General features: G+C 46.1%; 26 protein-coding genes. All 26 read right to left on the reverse strand.

The annotated features are described in order from the left end of the window. On the reverse strand, nucleotides 1-1796 hold a 1796-nt coding region (locus MCO_RS07410), incomplete at its 3' end, for a DUF4815 domain-containing protein (RefSeq protein WP_007553516.1). A 1-nt stretch (nucleotide 1797) separates the two neighbouring features. Further along, entirely contained in the window at nucleotides 1798-2904 is a 1107-nt protein-coding gene (locus MCO_RS07415) for a phage tail protein (RefSeq protein WP_007553517.1), read from the reverse strand. Next, nucleotides 2904-3845, reverse strand: a complete 942-nt coding sequence (locus tag MCO_RS07420) for a baseplate J/gp47 family protein (protein ID WP_007553518.1) — start codon at nucleotides 3843-3845, stop codon at nucleotides 2904-2906. Before MCO_RS07420 ends, MCO_RS07415 begins: the two co-directional genes overlap by 1 nt. Then, nucleotides 3832-4218, reverse strand: coding sequence for a GPW/gp25 family protein (locus tag MCO_RS07425; protein ID WP_007553519.1), 387 nt, complete (start codon nucleotides 4216-4218; stop codon nucleotides 3832-3834). The genes MCO_RS07420 and MCO_RS07425 overlap by 14 nt, the downstream gene beginning before the upstream one ends. 3 nt (nucleotides 4219-4221) lie before the next feature. Further along, nucleotides 4222-4440: a hypothetical protein gene (locus MCO_RS07430; RefSeq protein WP_007553520.1), complete on the reverse strand. Its 219-nt coding sequence runs from the start codon at nucleotides 4438-4440 to the stop codon at nucleotides 4222-4224. 11 nt (nucleotides 4441-4451) lie between these two features. Beyond that, on the reverse strand, nucleotides 4452-5045 hold the full coding sequence (locus MCO_RS07435; protein WP_007553521.1) for a phage baseplate assembly protein V: 594 nt from the start codon (nucleotides 5043-5045) through the stop codon (nucleotides 4452-4454). Beyond that, nucleotides 5042-5563, reverse strand: a complete 522-nt coding sequence (locus MCO_RS07440; RefSeq protein ID WP_007553522.1) for a hypothetical protein — start codon at nucleotides 5561-5563, stop codon at nucleotides 5042-5044. The genes MCO_RS07435 and MCO_RS07440 overlap by 4 nt, the downstream gene beginning before the upstream one ends. Further along, a complete protein-coding gene (locus tag MCO_RS07445; protein ID WP_007553523.1) occupies nucleotides 5560-6054 on the reverse strand; it encodes a phage virion morphogenesis protein in 495 nt (164 codons plus the stop codon). The genes MCO_RS07440 and MCO_RS07445 overlap by 4 nt, the downstream gene beginning before the upstream one ends. A gap of 1 nt (nucleotide 6055) precedes the next feature. Beyond that, complete coding sequence (locus MCO_RS07450) at nucleotides 6056-6478, reverse strand: gp436 family protein (protein WP_007553524.1); 423 nt, start codon at nucleotides 6476-6478, stop codon at nucleotides 6056-6058. A gap of 15 nt (nucleotides 6479-6493) precedes the next feature. Beyond that, nucleotides 6494-7459, reverse strand: a complete 966-nt coding sequence (locus MCO_RS07455) for a hypothetical protein (protein WP_007553525.1) — start codon at nucleotides 7457-7459, stop codon at nucleotides 6494-6496. A 12-nt stretch (nucleotides 7460-7471) separates the two neighbouring features. Continuing rightward, nucleotides 7472-7813: a hypothetical protein gene (locus MCO_RS07460; RefSeq protein WP_007553526.1), complete on the reverse strand. Its 342-nt coding sequence runs from the start codon at nucleotides 7811-7813 to the stop codon at nucleotides 7472-7474. Further along, entirely contained in the window at nucleotides 7810-8838 is a 1029-nt protein-coding gene (locus tag MCO_RS07465; protein WP_007553527.1) for a phage protease, read from the reverse strand. The genes MCO_RS07460 and MCO_RS07465 overlap by 4 nt, the downstream gene beginning before the upstream one ends. 597 nt (nucleotides 8839-9435) lie before the next feature. Beyond that, nucleotides 9436-10641 carry a phage minor head protein gene (locus MCO_RS07470; protein ID WP_007553528.1) on the reverse strand — a complete coding sequence of 402 codons (1206 nt, stop codon included), beginning with the start codon at nucleotides 10639-10641 and terminating at the stop codon, nucleotides 9436-9438. Further along, the gene (locus tag MCO_RS07475) at nucleotides 10634-12235 is read right to left on the reverse strand and encodes a DUF935 domain-containing protein (RefSeq protein WP_007553529.1); all 1602 of its coding nucleotides are present in this window, start codon (nucleotides 12233-12235) and stop codon (nucleotides 10634-10636) included. Before MCO_RS07475 ends, MCO_RS07470 begins: the two co-directional genes overlap by 8 nt. A gap of 12 nt (nucleotides 12236-12247) precedes the next feature. Beyond that, nucleotides 12248-13870 (reverse strand): hypothetical protein, encoded by a 1623-nt coding sequence (locus MCO_RS07480; RefSeq protein WP_007553530.1) that lies wholly within the window; start codon nucleotides 13868-13870, stop codon nucleotides 12248-12250. Next, nucleotides 13863-14444 carry a phage protein Gp27 family protein gene (locus tag MCO_RS07485; protein WP_007553531.1) on the reverse strand — a complete coding sequence of 194 codons (582 nt, stop codon included), beginning with the start codon at nucleotides 14442-14444 and terminating at the stop codon, nucleotides 13863-13865. The genes MCO_RS07480 and MCO_RS07485 overlap by 8 nt, the downstream gene beginning before the upstream one ends. Next, nucleotides 14407-14763 (reverse strand): hypothetical protein, encoded by a 357-nt coding sequence (locus tag MCO_RS07490; protein ID WP_007553532.1) that lies wholly within the window; start codon nucleotides 14761-14763, stop codon nucleotides 14407-14409. Before MCO_RS07490 ends, MCO_RS07485 begins: the two co-directional genes overlap by 38 nt. Continuing rightward, nucleotides 14760-15074, reverse strand: coding sequence for a DUF2730 family protein (locus tag MCO_RS07495; protein WP_007553533.1), 315 nt, complete (start codon nucleotides 15072-15074; stop codon nucleotides 14760-14762). The genes MCO_RS07490 and MCO_RS07495 overlap by 4 nt, the downstream gene beginning before the upstream one ends. Beyond that, on the reverse strand, nucleotides 15071-15286 hold the full coding sequence (locus MCO_RS07500; RefSeq protein WP_007553534.1) for a hypothetical protein: 216 nt from the start codon (nucleotides 15284-15286) through the stop codon (nucleotides 15071-15073). The genes MCO_RS07495 and MCO_RS07500 overlap by 4 nt, the downstream gene beginning before the upstream one ends. Beyond that, a complete protein-coding gene (locus MCO_RS07505; protein WP_007553535.1) occupies nucleotides 15279-15617 on the reverse strand; it encodes a hypothetical protein in 339 nt (112 codons plus the stop codon). Before MCO_RS07505 ends, MCO_RS07500 begins: the two co-directional genes overlap by 8 nt. Then, entirely contained in the window at nucleotides 15610-15897 is a 288-nt protein-coding gene (locus MCO_RS07510) for a hypothetical protein (RefSeq protein WP_007553536.1), read from the reverse strand. The genes MCO_RS07505 and MCO_RS07510 overlap by 8 nt, the downstream gene beginning before the upstream one ends. After that, entirely contained in the window at nucleotides 15894-16508 is a 615-nt protein-coding gene (locus tag MCO_RS07515) for a peptidoglycan-binding protein (protein ID WP_155799354.1), read from the reverse strand. Before MCO_RS07515 ends, MCO_RS07510 begins: the two co-directional genes overlap by 4 nt. Before the next feature lie 54 nt (nucleotides 16509-16562). Next, nucleotides 16563-16970 (reverse strand): helix-turn-helix domain-containing protein, encoded by a 408-nt coding sequence (locus MCO_RS07520; RefSeq protein WP_007553538.1) that lies wholly within the window; start codon nucleotides 16968-16970, stop codon nucleotides 16563-16565. Nucleotides 16971-16976: 6 nt separating this feature from the next. Then, nucleotides 16977-17594 carry a regulatory protein GemA gene (locus MCO_RS07525; RefSeq protein WP_007553539.1) on the reverse strand — a complete coding sequence of 206 codons (618 nt, stop codon included), beginning with the start codon at nucleotides 17592-17594 and terminating at the stop codon, nucleotides 16977-16979. An 8-nt stretch (nucleotides 17595-17602) separates the two neighbouring features. Next, a complete protein-coding gene (locus MCO_RS07530; RefSeq protein WP_007553540.1) occupies nucleotides 17603-18226 on the reverse strand; it encodes a DUF3164 family protein in 624 nt (207 codons plus the stop codon). Continuing rightward, nucleotides 18210-18488: a hypothetical protein gene (locus MCO_RS07535; RefSeq protein WP_040299079.1), complete on the reverse strand. Its 279-nt coding sequence runs from the start codon at nucleotides 18486-18488 to the stop codon at nucleotides 18210-18212. Before MCO_RS07535 ends, MCO_RS07530 begins: the two co-directional genes overlap by 17 nt. Between the last annotated feature and the right edge of the window lie 36 nt (nucleotides 18489-18524).

Consider the following 18524-nt stretch of genomic DNA (forward strand, 5'->3'; position numbering starts at 1 on the left):
GGTGCAAAATTTTGATAGGGGTTGATTTTTTCGCAAGCCGTTGTCAATTCTTGCGCAATGATCACTTCATTTGTCCAGTCAAGGGTGACAGGCGCTTTTAAAGGAGCCGTATAGAATGTTGGGTCAATGGCAAGTTGCAAAATACCACTGCCTACAGCCCCCGTTTGTTGAAAGCCTTCATCTCTGTAAGAGTCATCTAGAAAAGGGTCTGCAAACATGCCTTTTTTGGCGACAGGTTCTTTAGAGTCAACATTGCTTTTAATGCGCTCTAACTGCATCAACCGGTCAAGGGAGAGCACCCGTTGAAAATAGCGCCACATCTCATCATAGGGGGCAACACGCGTGCCATCATTGACCACAAGAGGAGTATCAAGCCAATTGTTGGTGATGGTTGCAAGGGACAACACATCATCAGGGACAGTTGGAGCCATGGGTTGGTCTGCTGCAATGCCTTTGATGTAAATCACATTGCCCCCTGTATTCAGTCCTATACGGTCAATACGCGGTAATTTGTAAGTGTAACTTACAATAATATCACCACCTTGCGCTCCACCTGAGACGGTAATTTCCTGTGCTGTTACTTTATCGGCGGTAACTTGCGCACGATAGCGATAAGTCACCTTATAGGTACTTCCCACTAAAGGCTCGTCTCCTACAAGTGCCCAATCAATGGTGTCTCCTGTTTTTTTAAAATCTGTGCCTTCTTTAAATTCCTTGCTTCCTTGAACGACTTTAATAAAAGAAGTGATGCTCTTATCAGGAACACCATCACGCCCAGCGGCAACTGCACCACGGGTGACGTTAACGGTTTTTTCTTTTGTCAACAAAAGAGACTGAATATCGGCAATGGGAGCGTAATAGGTTTTAAAGGTAAAGCTCGTTTTCCCTTTTTGGGGTGAAAAAATATGCGTTTCTTCGGGAGTGGCATGAATGGTGGCACTCGGATTAAAATCAGTCAAGAAGGTGATGGTGTTAGCAGGAGCAGAGTGAATGTCAGATTGAGAGCTTGTTTCCCCTGTTTGAGGAGCAAAGATATGGGTTTCGCTTGGAACAACATTTGTCGAAAAATCTTCTGGTTCTTCATGGCGTAAAGCAGCAAGGCGTTTGCGTTTAAAACCATTGATATTGGCTTCTCCTTCTTGAATGCTAAACACTTGGCAGCCGTTGTTTTGTCCTAAAGCGCTTACACGGCATCCGCTCACGATATAATGCCCATGGGCACGGTCATAAGTAGCAATAGCTTGCATGGCCGGTTCAAGTAATGAGGGTGATTTTTGATCAATCAAAACACCATCTTGCAAAATGTAAACCGGAAAGAAAGTCCCTTGCTGCGCATCCTCTTTCAGTGCCCAAACAAGCTGTGCTGTTTCTCGTGCGGCACCAGGCTCTCCTTCTGCCAAGGTGCCAGGGACTTGCCCCAACAGCTCTGGATCATCCTCATATGTCACCCATTTTTTTTGCAGCTTCACACCAATTTCCAAGCGCCCAATCATGGAAACATTCTCTAAGACGGCATTTGAAACTGGAAAGATATCACCGGCAATATAAATCTTGCCGTCTGTTAACGTGACAGTTTGCGTGTCTTTGTTGACAAAAGCATCAGCCCGTTCAACGCGGTCTCCTTCTTGTGCCACAAGGCGCCCCAAACGGTTATGGCGTCCCCTTATGATGGTTTGAACCTCGTTGAGTTCACCACTTTGAATAAAGGGTCGTTGTCCATAAAAGACAACGCTTTGTTGTTCCTCTTTGCCGCGAGATCTGTCAATTGCAAAGGGCAAACCACTTTCATGCTTCATGTTAAAACCTCAATAAAATCTTGAATTGTTCGCGAACATCGGCACGCAAAGGAATATTAATGGGCGTTTTGAGTATCTCCACACCACCATTCAGTTCATCAGGCTCACACCAAAGCTTGCCAAAGGGGATATCTTGTTTGGGAGAAGCATGAACGAGAACAGAAACAAATGCTGCTTGTTTGCCATCAACGTCGCGAAAGTCTGTGCGTGCTGCCACAAGAAGCGCCGTGCCCATCGGGGAGGGCTGGAATCTGCCACCACAATGGCTATAAACACCATTCAAAGCCTGTTCTACCGGCGCTACAGCATAGCATCTGCGATACCCAATCACGCCATCTTGGGTGTCTCTTAACACGAGATAAAGTGTGCGGCTGCGAAACCACTCTGCCATCAGCATATCGCGTTCATGTTTTTTGACCGAACACCACGGAAAGTTTGCCATGTCCCATGGGTAATCGATCTGATCGAAGCTTAATTCCTCATCCCCACCATCCATCCAATTGCCAATCAGTATGCCTTCTTCTCTTGTGAGAACGCGCTCTATCTCTGTTGTGCGTCCAAAGGAAAACAAAGTATTCCCAGCTATGAGGCTTACACCGCTCTCATACTCCAGCAGACTGTCATCAAGGCGTGACATATTGCATTCAACAGCTTGCACATCATAACCCATGACACCACGGCGAAAATCAGAGCGCAAACTTTTGGAAAGGTCGGTAATTGCTTCAATGGCTTCAAGGCTTTTCCGTTCAGGCAATTGATCAAAGTAGAGTTGAAAGGAGTTCCACCAAGCACGCCCCGTCCATGCGGGTTGAAAGCGTGCTGTAACCCCCAGCCATGCAAGCCCCATCTCAATGGCAGCAAGGGAGCCACGTATCCTCTGCCAGGCAAGACCAGAATCAATCAAATCATAAGGATTAGAGAAATAAGGGCTTAATTCTTGTAGACCATATTCATCAATTAAAAAGGGTAACCAAGAAGGCGGACGCGTGATAAATTTAGCACGGGGTATTTCTTCGAGTGCCGTTTTAACGTGAGGCTCAAAAGCCATTGCTTCTGCAAAACAACGTTCAAATAAGCTAGAATTTGGGGGCAAAAGGGAGGAGATCATCAATAAGCGCGCCCCCGTTCAGACAAGACAATATTCCCTAGTGCAACCGCTTCATCCGGTGCGACCAAAATATCCTCACAAGGTTGCGTTATGTTCACATGGTGAACGCCCTCAACCATCAAGCGGCTTAGTATCCAACTTAAAGACAGATCACGCCCAAGCCTTTGCGCACGCGCCCATTCTGCTGTTAAATTCTGCTCCGCTCTTTCCAAAACAAAAGATCCTTCATCCGATAACAACCAAAAATCAGCAGAAATATCGATCATCCGCTGCACTGCACTTTTTACAAAGATGTTGTCATTGGTCATTTTAACATGGGGCGCATCAAGGGCTGCTTGCACCTTGGCAATCAAAGCTTCATCAGCGATACCGGATGGGCTATCACTAAAAAGTGCAACATGAATAAGCGGGCTTTTAGCCACACGATAAACAAAAGCATCTTTGACATGGATATCGCTTGAGAGGGCAAAATATTGATACCGTGGTACCGTGCCACCTGTCGAATGTCCCTGCCTCTCCAAGCGAATACGGCGGCGAAAACGCGCATCATCTTCATCCAAAAGCCGTGTCACGCCATGAAAATCCCCCAAATGATCTAGACTTGTTCCATGCGCAAATGTGAGTAAATTATCTCGCGCCACTTCATTAATCCGCTGGCGCAACAGCAACTCTTCATAAGCTGCCGCTTGCAATTGAATGACTACCGGATCATAAGCGGTCTTTTCCACATTATAAGGGATATGATGCGCTGCAAAAAGCTCAGTTAAACGCGTGATCTTTTGCTCTAAAATTGCTTCAACAGAAAGCTCTTCAATAATTTGTGGCAAGGGCACTTGTAAATGGGGCACTTGTAAATGGGGCACTTGTAAATGGGGCACTTGTAAATGGGGCACTTGTGGAGGGAGAACTTGTGGGAGAGGAAAAGGTTCAAGCTCTGTCATCACCAACCTCTAAATTGATGCTCATTGGCTCTTTGTGTGACCAATCCCCCAAATGCCCATCGGGATAAAAAACACCCGTTAAAACAAAATGGAAAGTGCCTTCACGCGTTGCTTTTGTCAGATCAATCCTCTGCAACGAAAACCCAGGCTCTCCACACTCTGGATCATCCAAAGCTTCAACAATGGCTTGATAAAGCTGCAATATCGTCGCAGGATCGGCATTGGCATCTTGGAACTTTCCAACATCACACCCATAATGACGACGCAAAACCCGTGACCCAATCTTTGTCGTCAAACATTTACGAAGTGACTGTTGGCAATGATCCCAACCATATAAGAGAGAGCCATCCTTTTCGCTTACCCCGCACCGCATGCTTTAAGCACCCTTTGTTGTCTTTGTGGAAGAAACAGTTGGGGACGAAGAAACCGTTGGGGACGCAGAAACAACAGGGGCTGGTTTTTCAGCAATCTGACCAAGCAGCAAGGGATATTTTGCCGCCTCTGCGCTTAAACAAATTTCTTCACCTTTGCCCGGTGAACGCTTGCCTGCAACAAAATCGGCATTGGTTAAAATAACATAACTGTTTTCACGCATGATAAACTCCTTTAAAGGGGGCTAAAGGTTGTGGAGGGACCCATTTTGACCCCACCGTGCTTGTGGCTTGCGCCAACAGATTTTTGATTGTGCTGTAAGTCGTCCGCTTGAATCTGCACGCTGTCATTCAGCGCAACACGAGTTGCTTGATGAGAAAGCACCAAACCTTTTTCACTCAAATGGATTTGGTTTTCCCCATGGGAGAGAATGAGTTCATCTTTTGTGATGCGCAAAGCGCCACCGGCATAACACAAAGCAAATTCTTTGAAAGAGCGTGCGCAATTAGGCGCATCCCCACTATAGCTATCGCGCACCACCAGAGAGGCAGAACCAATTTCGCCATGGGGGTTTAACAAACGCACCCGATCACCAATATTTAACGGCATATTGCTTGAAACAGTACCTGCTGCTTCTTGCGCTTGCAGCCAAGGCAATAAAACCGCTTGCCCATTGGAACCCTGTTCGGAAAGTTTCACCCGCACCCTATGACCATCAATTTCTGCAACCCGCCCGATCATGTGCTGGTTGGCAAGACAGCGTTCAAGCGCATCAAGACGCTTCATTATTTGCCGAAAGGTGTCGCTCAAAAGATGCGCATCATTCATGCCAACACCTCATTGTCTAAAGAGATTAACCCAGCTTTGAGTTGTCCTTCATCACAAAAAATATCTTGTCCCAACTGATGCAAATCTTGGTGCCATTCCACCACGCTTATCGATACACCACGCTGCTTAATCGCCGCAGAAATAATCGGTTCGATCTCGACATCCCGCGGGCTACTTAAATGCGTTAGTCCCCACAATTGCCCGCTATGACAAAGCACCGCAATGGCTTCTGCCAAAAGCCAACTAGAAACATCACGCTCTTTGCCCGTGGTGATAATAAAAGCCCCTAAATGAAGATCAGCACTCATGTACCCACTTGCTACAGGACTCATACGGCTTTCTAACACTGCAACGCGTATGGCTGGTGCCACAAGCATCTGTGTCTCAAGCTCTTCTAAATTAAAGCGCCCAAATTGACAGCCGCAATCGCGCACATCTGGCAAAGCCCCTTTAAGGTTTTTAATCACCGCTTCACGAAACGCATTAATGCGCCCTACATTTTTAACAGCTTGACTCATGAAAATATCCTTTCCAGCCAATCTTCTGCCGCTTTGACAATTTCCACTTTATTGCGCTCTGAAAGCCCTAAATAAGGGCGCGCAGGCATGGTCACTTGGCGCACACAAACAAAGCGGTGTGCATTGCCGCTTGTGAGACAAAAACGAAGGGTTTTGCCATTTTTCGGACGAATAACCCCACCCAATTGATGAATCCGCGCATAAACCAACCCAGAACCCACAATCACCTGTTCTGGTGATGCTTTCATATCAATGGAGCGTGAAAGCGCCCCACTGGCAAAAAGAATAGAGGTGCGGGCATGATTGTTTTTCCACTTCTCTCCTTGGGCAGACGTTTTTTCGCTTTGAATCCGCCGCCTTGTGCTCTCTTGAATGAGGCGCCCAACCCCTTGTGCCAAAGTCCCCATCGAGCTATCAGCGCCCTTTTGTAAAAAGGATAAAGCCGCTTCAAGCCCTGTCTCTTTAATCTCAATATGGGTTGAAACAGACATGTTACCTTCCCATCAAACGCGGCTTGGCAGTAAAGAAAGCCCCATCACGCACGGGACCATCTTCGCTCATAATTTTAGGTTCATCGACCCCCAAACCCGCCTTGCCTTCCGCAATGCGTTTCAAGAGTTCAACCGCCTGTTTGTAACGATCTTCAATGGTCGTGGTCAGTGCCGTATGGCGTATGGCTAAATTATAAACAGCAATATTGACACAAATCATGCCCAGAGCCGCCGGATGTCCGGCAATCGGGACGCAATAGCGATGAGACAAATGCACATCAATCTCACCACTTGCCTGTTCGAGCGCGCGGGCTATGGCTTGCTCTGAAAAAACTGGATCAGAATTCTCATTCATACCGCATAAATCGTCCAAGAAGTCATCACCCCAGAGCTCTTCAATCAATGTTTTGCTTGCATAAGCCATGTTTCAAAGTTTCCCTTAGACAACTTCTTGCAACAAAACGCCGGCATCTTTGGCTGCCACCAATTCACACACACGTTCCCCCACACGCACCCGTTTACCACCTGACAAGCCGATATCGGGATCATTGATTACTCCAGACAAACGTTCACCCAACTGGGCGCTAAAGCCCCAACTGATGACCGATCCATCCGCCTGTTGTTTGGTGGGGTCAATATAAAGCAGTGCAATCTTATTGCCCCAAACACGTGCCAATTGTGCCGAACGCCCTTTGCGTGCCAAATTCACTTGCGATTCACCAATGAGTAAACGTTCGGGGTGTATTTCCATCAGATCAGCAAATTGCGCCTTGGTGACAAAACCATCAGCGCTGCCACCCCCTTTAACGGCTTTAATGATTTTGGGATGGCGTTTGAGTTTTGACCAAACAACTTTGCCCATCACAATGGTGTTGGGCGTATAGACGAGAGCTTTATCCATCGCCTCATCTAAAGTGGCATAAGGATCAGATTTCTCATAATCGCTAAATTTATTTTCTCCTTTGAGAGTAATCACCCGCTCTGGTGCGTAATTTTCACTCTTTTGCACAAGAGCTGCAACACGCACTTCACGCCCCAATTCCAGCAAATTAGCAAGTCCCTCTACAGCTGTCTTTTCGGGGTTATAACGAGAGCGCCGCTCCGCCCTGGCGCGTGCCGCTGCTTCAATATCTGAATTGGGAAGCAAATCATCAAGTCCATAATCTTTGACACTGGCTTCCCGTTCAAAGGCAGAAAACTCCACCACATTCGGGCGCCCTTTCCGCCCAACCTCAAGTTCAGGCACCGTAAAATTTTCCGCTAAAGGAAATTCACTATATTTAAATACCTCACTTAAAACAGAAACGCGTGGCAAAACTTTGTCGCCAATAAGAGAACCTGCTGGATTGCGATAACCAATAGCAATAGCAGTGAGTGTTGGATCAACGGGAAAAGGTCTGTTCATTTTAAGCCTCGATTAATTAATTTTAAAAGAAATAACATCACCAGCAGAACCATCACTCATGGCAATACCAATGGTGCGATCTACTGCTTCAGCCTTAATGGCGTGCCCCTTTGGGTCAGAGGTCAAAAAATCACCAAAGGAAACATTGCCCCCACAAACCACTTCGCCCCAACCACATTGGCCAACATCAATCATCTCACCAGCCTTTGCGCCAAGAGAGCCAGCAGTCCCTAATAATTTATCACCCTTACCAGAAGCCGTTGCCACCATTCCCTCACCGCGGGCTGCAACAATGCAATAAGGTGAGATCACATCTCCAGCGCGAAAAGATTTAATTAAAATCATCGTACTCATGATTGGCGCTCCTTTTGCTCGCTAATATACTCAACCGCTTGGCTAATGGTGATGTCGAAGCCTTTTTGCTTCTGCTCTTCCTTATAATGGCGTGCCGCAAGAGCAACCTCTTCTGGAGCAAGTTTTGGTTCTTGTGCTAAGGCACACACTTCTAAAGGACTTGTTAAGGCAAGCGCCGGCAGCTTCTCGACCAAATTTTTAAAATGCTCCATGCCCCCTTCAAGGCTACACAATGCACGATATTCCTCGCGCGCAGCCGGCAAAATCTTGCCCTCTTCAATTGCCTTGTCTAAAAGACTCTCAATGGCACTGTTTTTTTGCTCTTCTTGCAAAAGCGCCAAATCTTCTCGCGCTTTTGTTAATTGGGCATTTAATTCCACGCGTTCCTTTTCGCGCGCTTTAAGCGTTGCTAAAACCTCATCCGCTTTAGCATCTTCTGCCAGCGATAATGCACTGGCAATGGCTGTCAAATCCATCATTTTCTCCGTCAAAGTTATAGGGGAAGGCTGTTCACGGCTTAAAGCCGTCATGACAAGGGCTGGACGGTTCACCAAACCAGCACCTGCTAAATGCAAAATTTCACCTTTCTTGGAATGGCGAAACTCAGGCGAAAGATAGCGATATTCTCGGGAAATAATTTTTTTGGTAGCCATATCGGTCCATTTAACGCGCCCCCAAATCGCACCATCCCGCTCTGCTAATTCTTCAATCCAGCCACTGGCAGGCGCTTCTAAACCATTTCTCGCACGGTGATGTTGCCCATGCTCATAATCAATCACAAGCGGTCCTTTATTGGCTGCAAAAGCTTTTAAAATGGTTTGCGGGTTATAATGCCATTGTCGTCCATCACGTGCCTTCACATGGGGCGCTTTGGGCAAAAGCTCTACCCATTCAGGCGCTTGACTAACGGTGGCGTCTTCACATGAAATGTCTTCACATAAAACGTCTGGACAAAGATCTATTAACGCGGCATGAAATATCTCAGCATGCTCATCTTCGCCATTTTCGTGAAATTTTTGTTCCATCATTGCCTATTGCTTTACAATTGTTATTGGCAATACAATGCATGAAACTTACTCACACTATAAGTCTGACACTGTCAGTCAAAAGAGCATTTCTCAAAAAAGCACTCTTTTCCCTATTATTCTCCTTGTGAGAAAAACCTCCGTGCCAAACCATCCCATAAAATCGTTTTCAAAGGCACTTCAAAGGCGATAGAGCGCCGTTGTGAAGTGAGAGGTACAATTTATCGTCTTATACAAAAGAAGCCTCTCTCGAGCCATTTTTTCAAAGATTGCTTTTTGGCTTTAAAACATTATATCATGGGATGTAAGGCGTGAGCCAGTTTTGCCAGGACGGTTTTACCGGATCTGCGAGGAGTTGACCGCCCTCCACGCCTTCTCGTTTTCTCACGTATCGACCCTTCTCTTCAAAGCCAACAGAGCCGTTTTTTAAACGATTGCTTTTAAACTGTTAAACTGTTACTTCTATCCACGAGGCGTGAGCCAGTTATACCAGGACGGTTTTACCGGATCTGCGAGGAGTTGACCGCCCTCCACGCCTTCTCATTTTCCTCGCCTCTTTTCCGTTAAGAACACAAGACTTTCTTCCTGTTATTTTCTTTACAACAACCTCTCGCCCTTTTTTTCAGCCGCATCCAATAAGCGTTCAATTTCTTTAAGATTCTTTTTATGCATGGAGGTCAACCACCATTCTTGTTTGCTTGCCACAAATTTAACCGCTAAGCGCCACCATACCCCATCATTTTCACCCAAAAACACAACGCTCGGTACACCTTTTCGCCTGATAATTCCATGGGGGCGGATGAGTGTTTGAATGGCGCCCCGAAAATCATCCAAGTGAAGAGCTCGCACTTGATGCTCTAACAAAATATGTTTCACACTGTCTGAGGATAAGCGAATAAGAGAATTTTCCGCTGCAAAAACATCACCCACCTTTTGTGGTATAGGTGCAATGGGTATAAACCCACGCGGCAAACGTCCTTCAAACATGGCTTCCAAAAGCGGCGAACCCACAATATCTTCAATGGCAATGCGCTTGTCATTGTCCCCCATCACAGAGACTTTATCACTTAAAAAACTGCTTAAATTTTGCGCCCTATGTTTCCCAGGGTTCAAATGCCATCCAGGATCAATCCCCTTTGGTATCTTTTCAACTTGTCCCGTTCGCTTATTGTGCCAAACCTTCTGTTCCACTTGAAGTGGCTCCGCCCCCTCTTCATAGCCTAAATCTTCTGCTTCATAACGGCTTACCTGTCGCACACTGCATTTACACCGCCAGCCATTCGGTGGATAAAGCCAATCCCAAACCGGATCATCAACGGGTGCGGTAAACCCCACCCAACTTTCATGTTCTAAACGCTTATGTTCTGAACTGGACAAAGCATAGGTGAGATAGGGCAAAAATTCTTTATTATTTTGCGTACGCTCCCATTCACCTGCCGCATGGGCACTCATGGTATTAGCCCAATAGACCGTTTCTAAACGCCGTGGGCTGCCCAATTGCACCACGCTCTTTTCACCAGTTTTCGGATCAATGTTGGTCTTTTTCCCCCACCAACCCTTTTCCTGTAAAATCGGCATCAAATTTTTTTGAAAATCTTGCAAAGGAACTTGATGTTTTATGGCTTCTCCAACCGCTCGCTTAAAATCATCCAAAATGTCATAGCCCACCGATTTTGCTACCGTAAAGGAAAAAGCATGTTCTTCCGGTGCCACATCACGCCAATCAAAGCTTGGAACAAGTGCCTTGGCTTCAAAATAACGGGTGACCTCTTTGGGAGCAGTTTTAAAAAGTTCATCAGCCATGGTGCCCAAGCCCACGTGCAATCATTTGTACTTTTGCCAAACGTGCTGCTAATGCGTGATGATCCATCTCACCCAACAATTCATCTAAGCCTTTGAGGATATCCTCATAACTTTTTGCTTCTCTTACAAGCTTTTTAAAAGGCTCTAAAAGGGGTTCTAAATCCTCTTCCCAGTCACTTAAAGCTTCTTCAGAAAGGCGGTCCAATTCGTCGTGATGTTTCCCACCCTGCTCTTTTCCACCCTTTCCCTCTCTTGTTACAGAAACATCAAAAGCACCCCCACAATCAGCACAAACATGAGCCTTTTGTTTACCCTCACCATCCTCTGGTCCCCTCTCATCATCAGGCGCATTATCAGGAGCCTTTAAAACATCTTCTTCCTTTTTTGGTTGCGAAAAACCAATCTTATTGCGCACCTCTTGCGCACCAACACGCAAACCCAAGGGCACGAGTTTTTCCAGCGCATCGCTAATGGCTTTAATATCTTCATTTTCAGAAATCGGCCAATAGACAAGGGGGGTGCGCTCTTGGCGCCCAAAATTAATCTCAACAAAGGGGACGATCAAATCACGGTTAGCCGTCAACGCCAATTGCCGTGCATCAGCTCTGGCAATATCATGGCGCACATTTTCATGAATGCGCGCTTGCGAAAAGGACGAACCATCATCCGTCGTCATCGTTTGTCCCAACACACCCTTGGAGATCTGCCGATCTAAATATTCAGCCTTTGCGGCAAAAACCGCATTGCCACTGCCCCCTGCCGCTTCAATAAATTCAATCTCCATCTCTTTGGGAATTATCGCTGCCGCATCACTGGATAAATCACGCACCGCCTGAATGAGAACCCGCCGTTCCTCATGAGAAGAGCTCGCACCATATTTGCCCACGCGCAACGGCATGCCGTAAACTTCTAAGAAGGCCATCCAATCTTTCAGTGTATAAGACTTAAACAAAAACGCCCAAGCCGCAAGTCTGGCAAGTCCCGTGCGGATAGGCAAACCACTTTTCAGCTTTGGTCGATGAATGGAAAATTTATAAGCAGGCAACTCAATACCATAGTGAGACCCCTCTTCTTTTAAACGCAAATGAAAACCATCCCGTCGATCCAATTGAAAAAACCGCTGGTCACGCCATTTCCAAGCAACCGGCCACCATTCTTTGGCACTCTTGTCCCACAAGGTTTCAACAACCGCATAGCCTTTTCCCAAAGCATCTAACAAATCCGTCACATAATCATCAACAAAGGTAGGTGAACTAATCACTTCTCGCACCGCATCCGCAATCTTTTTGTCCTGTGCACTGTTGCTTGCTGCAATCACTCCAGGCTCCACCCCTGTGAGAGCATTCTTACGCATGCCAAGCACAGCACGATAATGCAAATCACGCTCTTCCATATCATCGGCAAGTTGGAAAAACTGTTCTGGATGACCCCGTGCTGCCTGTTGTAAAATATCAGCAAGTTGCGCAGGGGTGAGACCACTTACAATGGTTTGTGACCACACATCACGAACACCGCCAATGGTAGGACTTGCTACTTCTCGCTCCAACCCTTTGATATTAAGCGCCCTGCCCCACTGATCTAAAAGTTTTACCATCTCATCATCCCATCAATAAATCTTTGATCGCATTGTTGAAAAAAAAGGGGTTGAAAAGAGCGGGCTTTCATCAAAACCATAAGCCTCTCTCACAGCTGTATAATCATAAATTTCAGGAGTTTGACGGCTGGCGAAATAAGCCAAAGCACAAGCAATCGCGCTATCACCATGGCGCATAAAACCATCACTGCCTTTAAAACGATGATTGTCTGGAATTTTGACAATGCCATTGACATAAGCAAGCGCTTGATGATCCGCAACAATATCGCTATCGCGCGGCAAAACAATGGACCCATCCCCAAAAGCTTCTAAATAAGCCGGCATTTCTTTACCATACCAACTTTGCGACAATTGTACTTCCCTCACACAAGCCCCATAACGCTGCGCCGCCTTTTCCGCTAAATAAGCCCCATTGCCCCGTGCATCCAAAGCGCCCCCCAACAAACGCGGCAAGCCATTCACCACATAAAATAAAATCTCTCTTTGTTGATCAAACGGCGTATTGCGCAATTCCACCATAAACCGCACACGCCGTACCAGATCTTGCCCAATTTCCATCACCACAATAGATGTCGCATCGCCCGATCTGGCAAAATCAACGCCAAAAACATGTTGGCGCCGTCGGTCAAGCCCAATATGAAGAGGCTTTAAGCGCCCCTCACACCAATGAAGAGCAACTTGACTTCGTTGATCATCCGATTGATTTTTAAAATCATCCACACAAGCAAAACGCAACACCGCAATATCAGGCGCACAACAATTTTCAATCTGTAAGCGTGTTAAAGACGCCCCTTCTTGATCGGCCGGTATGGCATCTAATTCTTGGCGCATAGCAGCCAAACGCACCCCATAAGAGGCACGGATTTGCTTTTCCCATTGTTGTTCAGAAGCTAAACTCCACACCTCCCCCTTCATGACACAAACCCGTTTAAACAAGCCATTTTTAACAGCGACACCAAAGGGGTAACAATGCACCGAAAAAGGCACTTTGCCTGCACGCGCCTCACGGATTAATTCATTGAAAGGGTTTAAAACACCGTTATGGGTGGAGATCACACGGATCTTGCCTCCCCAAATCAACAAAGCATTGACCGCATCCAAAACAGAGCGCACATCTTGATGAAAAGCCGCCTCGTCAATCACCACAATGCCCTGTAGCCCCCGAATGTTTTCAGGGCGGCTAGAAAGCGCTTCAATGCGAAATCCTGAAGCAAAACGCACGCGGTAAGCAGAGATATATTTTGTTGAACCATCCGCCCTTTGATCAGAGAATAAAAACTCCTCCACATCCCCACTATTACTGGTTATAGCCCTTGCAAAATTGCTCACATAACCAATAAATTCACGTCCCTTTTCTTTGGTGTCTCCAATGTAAAAAACATTATCGCCACCAGCCTTAGGCGTCGCTGCAGCAATAAGGGTATCATCCAAAGCTTCCGCAAAAGTAATGCCGGTCCGCCGCCCCTTTTCAACCAATTTTAATGGAGACTTATCTTCAATCCATGCCCGTTGATGCGCCATCAAAACACCTTCCTCCAAAGGATCTTGCTCTTGAGGGAAAGTACTCGTCTGCCAAATATCAAAACTACTTTGATGATCAAAGACATGACTTTTTGAGAGGGGCTGTTCAGCCATTTTTAACCCCCAACACTTGCGCACGAATAGCACGCGCTGTCTCTTGTGAGAGCCCCGCCGCTACTGCTGCCATCTCAACCGCTTTATTTGCTTTAGAGGCAAAATCCTTTTCCAACTTTTGCCGCCTCGTGGTCGACAAATGTTCAGCCGCCAATACCCCTTTGAGCGCATTAGCCAATTCTTGTGCCGCTTTTGGCGAAAGGTTTTTCCCGCTGCTTAACGTGGAAAAAATCAGTTCTTTAATCGCTGCCGCTGTCAAAAGAGTGATGTTATCAGAAGCTTTAGCATCAAAGCGCTGGGAGAGACTTGCGGCAATTTCCCGCGTCTGTTCTAAGCGCCGTGACATTACAGCTAGCCGCAAAGAATAACGATTAAAACTGGAAAAAGAGGGTATAGAAAAGCTTAAGCCCGTTTCCTTTTGTAAAGCCTTCAAAGCCACTTTAAACTCACCATAAATAGCCATTTGTGTCTTCTCACGCCCATTTAAAGCCTCAGCAGCCGCAGCAATAATTTGATCACAAGCTTGCGGCAATAAATCAATCGCCGTTAAACGTCCACGCCCGACCTTGCGCATCCTTCACCTCGTCTTTTATTGAAGAACGTTTCGGGCGCTTAATCCCCTCAATGGAAAAGCTCCGATCTAAATGACGCGCCCCCCGTTCTGTTAACACCGCAATCAAAACGCAATCTACCTGTTTTAATGTGACAGCACCTTGCTCTTCCATAAAAGCTAATTCATTATGCACAAAATCGCGATCACGCCTGATGCCATAACTGTATAAAAGCCGCTCAATCATCGCACTCGATAAGGTTTCACTGCGCTCACAAGCAAGTCCTTTTAAAATAATCAACCGCGCTTCTTCACGGATGATTTTATCCATATCTGCTTTCATTTTTTGGCATTCTCCAGTAAAAACTCTTGCAAGCGCTCACCTATCGCCGCCACCGGTTGCAATTGGGCAGAAAGCGTATTGAGGCGACCATTCAATTTCTCCATATTCACTTCCAACCTTTGCAGCGCATCGCGATCAGGCAAAAAATCCATCTCCGTTTCTAACTTTTGCACACGCTCTTTAAGCGCCGTGATGTCTTTCAGCATTTCCTTAGCGCCAGAAGAAAAATAAGCTCTCAAAACGCCAGAAATCGCCACAACCGATAAAAGCAAAGACAACCAGCCATTCGCAACACTGATATCTAAATTCACTTGAAATCCCCCTCCCTCTTGCTTAGAATTGCTTGAACTGCAGCTCCTCTACGCTGTTCACAAATCAATAAAGCAGCACGATCACGCCCCCAATAATGCACCACTTCGCGCGCATTCAAAGCACGCTGCGGCAATAAAGCTGGGCGGGCACATGCCATGCCAACAACAGGTGGCAATTCAACCGATAAAAACTGATAAGAAAGACTATCCACCGGCTTGCTTGTTGAGCAAGCGCACACGCTCAACCCCAAGACCGCAGTAAGTAACCGGCAATATCCCATTTACTTTCTCCATTTTCACAAGCTCTTGTTTCAAAGCAGAAATGGTCATTTGTGCCTGATGCTCTGATGCCCATGCTGCTTTCCTCTGGCGCTCCTGCTCAAATTTCGCCTTTAACGAAACCTTGGCAATCTCAAGCTGCCAATACAAATCACGCGCTTTTTCCGCCTTTAAAATTTGCGCTTTCATCAAGCCAAATTCAGATAAAATAACACCCACAAAAAAAAGCAGCCCAAAAGACAATTTTGAAACAGGACTAAACATTGCGCTTATTCCCCCGTGGAGAAAGTGCCAATGCACCATATTTGGGTTTATTGCTTCTCTTTGCATGCTTCCTATTGGAAAAATCCAAAGAGCCAAAACCGCGGTGCACACCCAAATTGCCAACGATAATTGCTACCATCGAAGGAATAGAAATGCCCGCCATATCAACAATGTGTGGTGCACCCCACAAACCACCACAAATGAGCAAAAAAATAACCCCCCAAGAAAACCAAAAAGACCACCATAAATAGAGTTTAGAACCTCGATAAGACGGCTTCATGCTTCCACCTCGCCTCCAAGCCCCAAAAGCTTTTTGGCGCGGTTTAAATAGGTCAAACGTTGCACAAGTCCATTCTTACCACCATTAATCGCCTTGGTAATTCTGAGACAATCATCTTGATCTGCTAACCTATTCAAGCCTTTCATCTGCCAAAACCAGATAGCAGACCAAAGCGCTGCTGGAAATTGTTCCACCTCTTGCGGGAAAGCTTCACAATCGGGCGCTTTAGCATCCACTAACCGCCAAAACTGCGTAAAGCGTTGATAATTCTTGCGCCCCGTTAATTGGATTAAACCACGCCCCTTAAAGCGTACACCATCCCCAGGCTTAACATTGCCTAAATCACGCCGCCCCTCATAAGCACGCCCAGAGGCATATTCACAAATCGTAAAAAAGCCATCACTCTCATGGGCACATTGGCTTAAAAAATGCGCAATACGCAAACCTGTCGTGATCGCCCCATAAGACAAAGCTTCAGGCAGAGCCCGTGCCATTTCAACAATAATAAAATCTTGGCGCGCGTGATGCGCCAATTTAGGGGCAAGCTTATGAAGAAAAGAGGTATCTATTGAAACCATAACAAACCAATGAATGAATAAAAATCCATCCACAGTTTATTGGATTTCTGCTCCCTCATATAAGTCTGACACTGTCAGTCAAAACTCTCAATACTCATAAAGCTCTGGAAATAATAAACCTTGTGGTTCTTTCGAAGAAATTCTCTTTTTCAAGCGATAAGCCGTGCGCACATGCATACCAGAAACAGCAGACGCTGCATCTACCGACCAACCTTTTTGCAGCGCTTTTAGCATTTTTTGCCGCCGTTCAGCATCTCTACCAAGGGGGATAAGAAGGCGCACACCAGAACCATTAAAACAAAAATGCTTGATCAATTGTTGCGCCTCTTCAAACCCAACAATTTCAATCAACCAATCCGCATTCTCAAGACGCCCAGGTATATAAACTTCTCGTCCACCAAAAGCCCGCATCATATTCCATGCTGCCTCCCCGCCCGCAACATCAGCTATTTCACGCAATAAGGCAGGAAAATCGCTATAGATTTCCTCTTGCATGCATGCTTACCCCTCGCTTTTAACACTTTTACGGATTTTCCGCCCCCAAATATTCATTACTTGGCGAAAATCGCCCCCATCCATCTCGCCCAAAGCTTTACCACTTAACGCCATAACACTTTGATGAAAAGCTTCCACATCAAACACAACATCGGGATTTAAACACTTCCATTGGGCATACAAAATGGAAATACTTGGTTTATTTCCCCATGAATCTTGAAGCTTTTTCCCTCTCCAGTCAACCCCGCCATCACGCTGTAACCAGCTTTTCAACGCCTCAATAGCTCTGCCCGCATCATCGCTATCGCGTAAAAAACGGATATGATCAATCCCCGTCTGTCTTTTCACAAAGCCAAGCAATGCTTTGTCTGAACGATCACGAATAATGCCAAGATTCCAGCCAGCTATCCAGAGCGCCTGTAGCTTCTTGGCATATTTGCCCTCTAAACGCTTCACACTCGGCGTAAAACCATAAGCTTTCATTTCATCGACAACCAAGTGCCTTTCTGAAACACTCAAATCTTTCGCCGATTGCTTCCCCGTCAAGCGGAACAGCAGTGCGCGATAGGTCTCATCATCAAGACCTAAAGCTTTTTTTCCCATATGAATAGCGGCTAAAGACATGTCACCCCTCACGTCTTCGCCAGATCAATGGTCACAGCACGCCAAGCGCTTTCCAAACTATCGCGCTCATAAAAACGCACATATTCCTTGGATGTCGTCACACGGATCGCTTCACGAATAGCACGCATAGCTTGGCTCCAGCGTGGATCATCAATATCCAAACGCAACAACATAAAGATTTCTCCCCGATTCACCTTGCCTTCTTTATCCGTATTAAAAGCACGCGTAATAATGGCACGGATTTCAGGGCGCGCATCGGCAGACCACTCATTCAAACATTCATCAAGAAGGCTTTTGGCAATTTGCAATTGTGGTCCAAAATCAAAACTCTCCTGCACTTGCACTTTAATGCGCTGCAAACCATCAAAGCTTGTATAAGTACAATTGCCCTTTTTGCCACGCCGCTCCACACCATATTCTTGTGCAAGCAAGCTATCAAAAGCACTCAAATCCGCAATCGTATGGCTGTTAAAACGTGCAATCCTTGCCGATAATTCTTTCGCAAAACTCATAATTTTGCGCACCGTTTCATCTTCTAACAAATCCGCAGGACGGATCAGGCTTACCGGCACCAAAGCCCCTTTCGCATCCTTCATATAATGCGTGCCTTCAAGTTCAATTTGTGGATTCATCACCAACTTCCTCCTGTGTTTTTTGAAACCGACGAAATGGCACAACATCCCCTGAAGAAGGCGCACATCCCGCTTTTATTTGCCAACGACACCGCAAAAGTTCATGTCCTAAAATGTGGTTATAGCCTGCCAAGCGGCGCAAATAATCATTCAATTCTCGAACATCTTTCGCACTAAAAAAAATCCCCTCCAGTTCATGTTTTAACAAAGCAGAGCGCAAAGCAACCAAGCAATCTCTTACCATATAAGGGTTCCGTTCCATCATTTTCCGCCTCCAAAATCCATATGAATAACTGTA

It is taken from the genome of Bartonella sp. DB5-6 (genome assembly GCF_000278115.1).
GTDB lineage: Bacteria > Pseudomonadota > Alphaproteobacteria > Rhizobiales > Rhizobiaceae > Bartonella > Bartonella refiksaydamii.